The following is a 3,082-nucleotide window of genomic DNA, read 5'->3' as shown; positions in this document are numbered from 1 at the left end:
GGTCGAGGAGCCGCTCGCCGATGCGGTGCGCGGTGCGCTGGCCGCGGCCATCGCCAACAGCGCGCCGCCCAAGCCCGTCTTCGTCACCACCGAGGCCCGCCTGGCCTACCTGCGCTGGCTCGGCGAGATGAGCAGCCGCCTGAAGAAGCGCAAGGCCGAGCACGTCACGCGCATCGAGTTCCTCGACACGCTGTGGTACGAGAGCACGCGCGCCGGCCTCGAACCCGCGCTGATGCTGGGCCTGGTGCAGGTGGAGAGCGGCTTTCGCAAGTACGCGATCAGCAGCGTCGGTGCACGCGGCTACATGCAGGTGATGCCGTTCTGGGCGCGGCTGATCGGCAATGGCGACGTGAGCCGGCTGTTCCACATGCAGACCAACCTGCGCTTCGGCTGCGTGATCATGCGGCACTACCTCGATGTGGAGCGCGGCGACCTGTACATGGCGCTCGGCCGCTACAACGGCAGCCGCGGCAAGCCGGAGTATCCGAACCTGGTGTTCGGCGCCAAGAAATACTGGGACTACAAGGCGAGCTAGAGGCCGGTCCACGGCGTGGGCATCGCGGCCTCCACGCCCAGCATCGACAGCACCCGCTCGACGGTCTCGTTCACCAGCTCGTCGATCGTCGTCGGCCGGTGGTAGAACGCCGGCAGCGGCGGGAAGATCACGCCGCCCATCTCGGTCACCGCGGTCATGTTGCGCAGGTGCGCCAGGTTGAACGGCGTCTCGCGCACCATCAGCACGAGGCGGCGGCGCTCCTTCAGCGTCACGTCGGCGGCGCGCGCCAGCAGGCTGTCGGAGAAGCCGTGCGCCACCGCGGCCAGCGTCTTCATCGAGCACGGCGCGATCACCATCGCCGAACTCGCGAACGAACCGCTGGCGATCGCGGCGCCGACATCGGCCGGGTTGTACGCGGTGTGCGCCAGCGATTCGAGTTCGCGCCGGTCGAGGCCGAGTTCGTGGTGAACGTTCAGCACTCCGGCCGGGCTGGCCACCAGGTGGGTCTCGCAGCCGAGCGCCTTCAGCCGCTGCAGCAGCCGCACGGCATAGACCGCGCCGCTGGCGCCGGTGACGCCGACGACGATGCGCTGCGGCACCTGGATCAGACCTTGGCGCCCAGCACCTGCTGCAGCTCGCCCGCCTGGTACATCTCCATCATGATGTCCGAGCCGCCGACGAACTCGCCGTTCACGTACAGCTGCGGGATGGTGGGCCAGTTCGCGTAGTCCTTGATGCCCTGGCGCACGCCTTCGTCCTCGAGGACGTTGACGGTCTTCAGGTCGGTCACGCCGCAGGCCTTCAGCACCTGCACCGCGCGGCCGGAAAAACCGCACATCGGGAATTGCGCCGTCCCCTTCATGAACAGGACCACGCGGTTCTGCTTGACGAGGTCATCGATGCGTTGCTGTACGTCGCTCATGGTCTGGCGCCGGCGGGCCCGGCAGAGTTCAAGGTGGAAGGGACGACGTTATACGGCAAACCGCGTGCCGTTCGCGCCGACACCCGGCATGTCCCCGGGCGAAATGCGCCTTCAGAACGAGTACGACACGCCGAGCTGCAAGACCGGCTGCAGCCGCAGCTCGCGCACCTGGTCGTCCAGGCTCTGGCCGAGATTGCGCCCGAAGCGGCTGGCCAGCACGCCGACATCGGCAGAGAAGCCCCATCCGCCCTTGACCGACAGCCCGGTGTAGCCGATGCCGACATAGGGCGAGGTGGCGCTGTCGGTGCTGCCGTCGGGCGCGGGATTGATGCGGCGGTCGATGCTGAACTGGCCACCGCTGCCGGGACCGCTCCACGGCGAGGAGCGCGGACCGAACAGCACGCCGCTGGTGGCGCGCAACCCACCGGCGGCGCCCTGGTTGAAGGCGGGGGTCAGGTAGTAGTCGGCCATCAGGCTCAGGCTGCTGAGCTTCAGGCTGGTGGGGTCGAAGCCCGGCGCGTCGATGCGCAGGCCGGGACTGGCGGTGCCGAGGCTCACGCGGCCCTGCAGCTTGCTCCAGCCGAGGCCGTTGCCGCCTCCACTGCCGCCGGCGTCGAGGGCCATCGCCGCCTGCGCGCCGAGCGCCAGGGCGCCGACGCCGATCCACTTCCACCTCGGGTTCCACATGGCGACTCTCCTTGCGACGGGTGTGACGGGAGACGAACCTGCGGGCCGCTGAAGGCCTCGGGACCATGCTACGCCGGCGGCACCCGCTTGTGGGTGGCGTCCCCGCGACTGAGTGGAAACAGTCGTGAGTGTGTGCGGTTCTGCCGGTGGCGGGCTCAGCGCGTGGCCTGCCGCCAACGGCCGCCGGTGCAGCGGTCGTTGCCGCCCAGGTCGCGCCGGGTGCTCACGTCCTGCAGCCCGGCCGCGGCCAGCAGGGCTTGCACGGCAACCGCCTGGTCGTGCCCGTGCTCCAGCAACAGCCAGCATCCATCGTGCAAGTGGGCACTGGCACCAGCGGCGATCTCGCGCAGCGAATCCAGGCCGTCTCCGCCCGGCGTCAGCGCCTGCAGGGGTTCGTGGCGGAGTGCATCGAGGTGATGGTCGTCGCCCGCGATGTAGGGCGGGTTGCTGACGACCAGCTCGAAGCGGCGTCCCGCAACCGGTGTCCACCAGTGGCCGGGCCGCAACGCGATCGGCAGGCCCAGGGCCTGTGCATTGGATTCGGCGACCGCCAGCGCGTCGGGGCTGGCGTCGACGGCGGTGAGGTCGGCGCGCGGGCAGCGGTGCTTGATCGCGAGCGCGATGGCGCCGGAGCCGGTCCCCAGGTCGAGCACCTGCGGCCGGCCGGTGGCCGCGAGTTCGGTGCCGAGCAGTTCCAGGGCCCAGTCGACCAGCGTCTCGGTGTCTGGTCGCGGCACCAGCACCGCCGGCGAGACCTGCAGCGTCAGGCCGTGGAACTCCTGGCGGCCCAGCAGGTAGGCCACCGGCTCGCCGGCGCTGCGGCGCGCGACCAGCGTGTCGAATTGCGCGGCCCGGTCCGGCGCCAGCGCGTCGTCGCCATGGGCCATCAGCCAGCTGCGGTCGCGGCCGAGCACGGCGGCGAGCAGCAGCTGCGCGTCCAGCCGGTCGAGCCCGGCGGCACGTGCGCCTGCCAGCGC

General features: G+C 70.5%; 5 protein-coding genes. 1 reads left to right on the top strand and 4 read right to left on the bottom strand.

Going from position 1 to position 3,082, the window contains the following annotated elements; translation table 11 throughout:
- Positions 1 to 535, top strand: a 535-nt coding sequence (locus tag AC1DXV_RS33170) for a lytic transglycosylase domain-containing protein (protein WP_477937778.1), incomplete at its 5' end; no start/stop codon positions are given.
- On the opposite strand, the gene AC1DXV_RS33165 is transcribed toward AC1DXV_RS33170, so the two are convergent.
- The 4 genes from AC1DXV_RS33165 to prmC all read right to left on the bottom strand — a co-directional run.
- On the bottom strand, positions 532 to 1,095 hold the full coding sequence (locus AC1DXV_RS33165; RefSeq protein WP_477866061.1) for a UbiX family flavin prenyltransferase: 564 nt from the start codon (positions 1,093 to 1,095) through the stop codon (positions 532 to 534). The genes AC1DXV_RS33170 and AC1DXV_RS33165 overlap by 4 nt on opposite strands.
- Before the next feature lie 5 nt (positions 1,096 to 1,100).
- Positions 1,101 to 1,418 carry a Grx4 family monothiol glutaredoxin gene (grxD, locus tag AC1DXV_RS33160; RefSeq protein WP_047500156.1) on the bottom strand — a complete coding sequence of 106 codons (318 nt, stop codon included), beginning with the start codon at positions 1,416 to 1,418 and terminating at the stop codon, positions 1,101 to 1,103.
- 111 nt (positions 1,419 to 1,529) lie between these two features.
- A complete protein-coding gene (locus tag AC1DXV_RS33155) occupies positions 1,530 to 2,105 on the bottom strand; it encodes a hypothetical protein (RefSeq protein WP_477866063.1) in 576 nt (191 codons plus the stop codon).
- Positions 2,106 to 2,260: 155 nt separating this feature from the next.
- Positions 2,261 to 3,082, bottom strand: an 822-nt coding sequence (gene prmC, locus AC1DXV_RS33150; RefSeq protein ID WP_477937776.1) for a peptide chain release factor N(5)-glutamine methyltransferase, incomplete at its 5' end; no start/stop codon positions are given.

The sequence above is a fragment of the Rhizobacter sp. P3_C12 genome, assembly GCF_056402735.1.
This window is presented reverse-complemented; position numbering and strand designations above follow the sequence as displayed.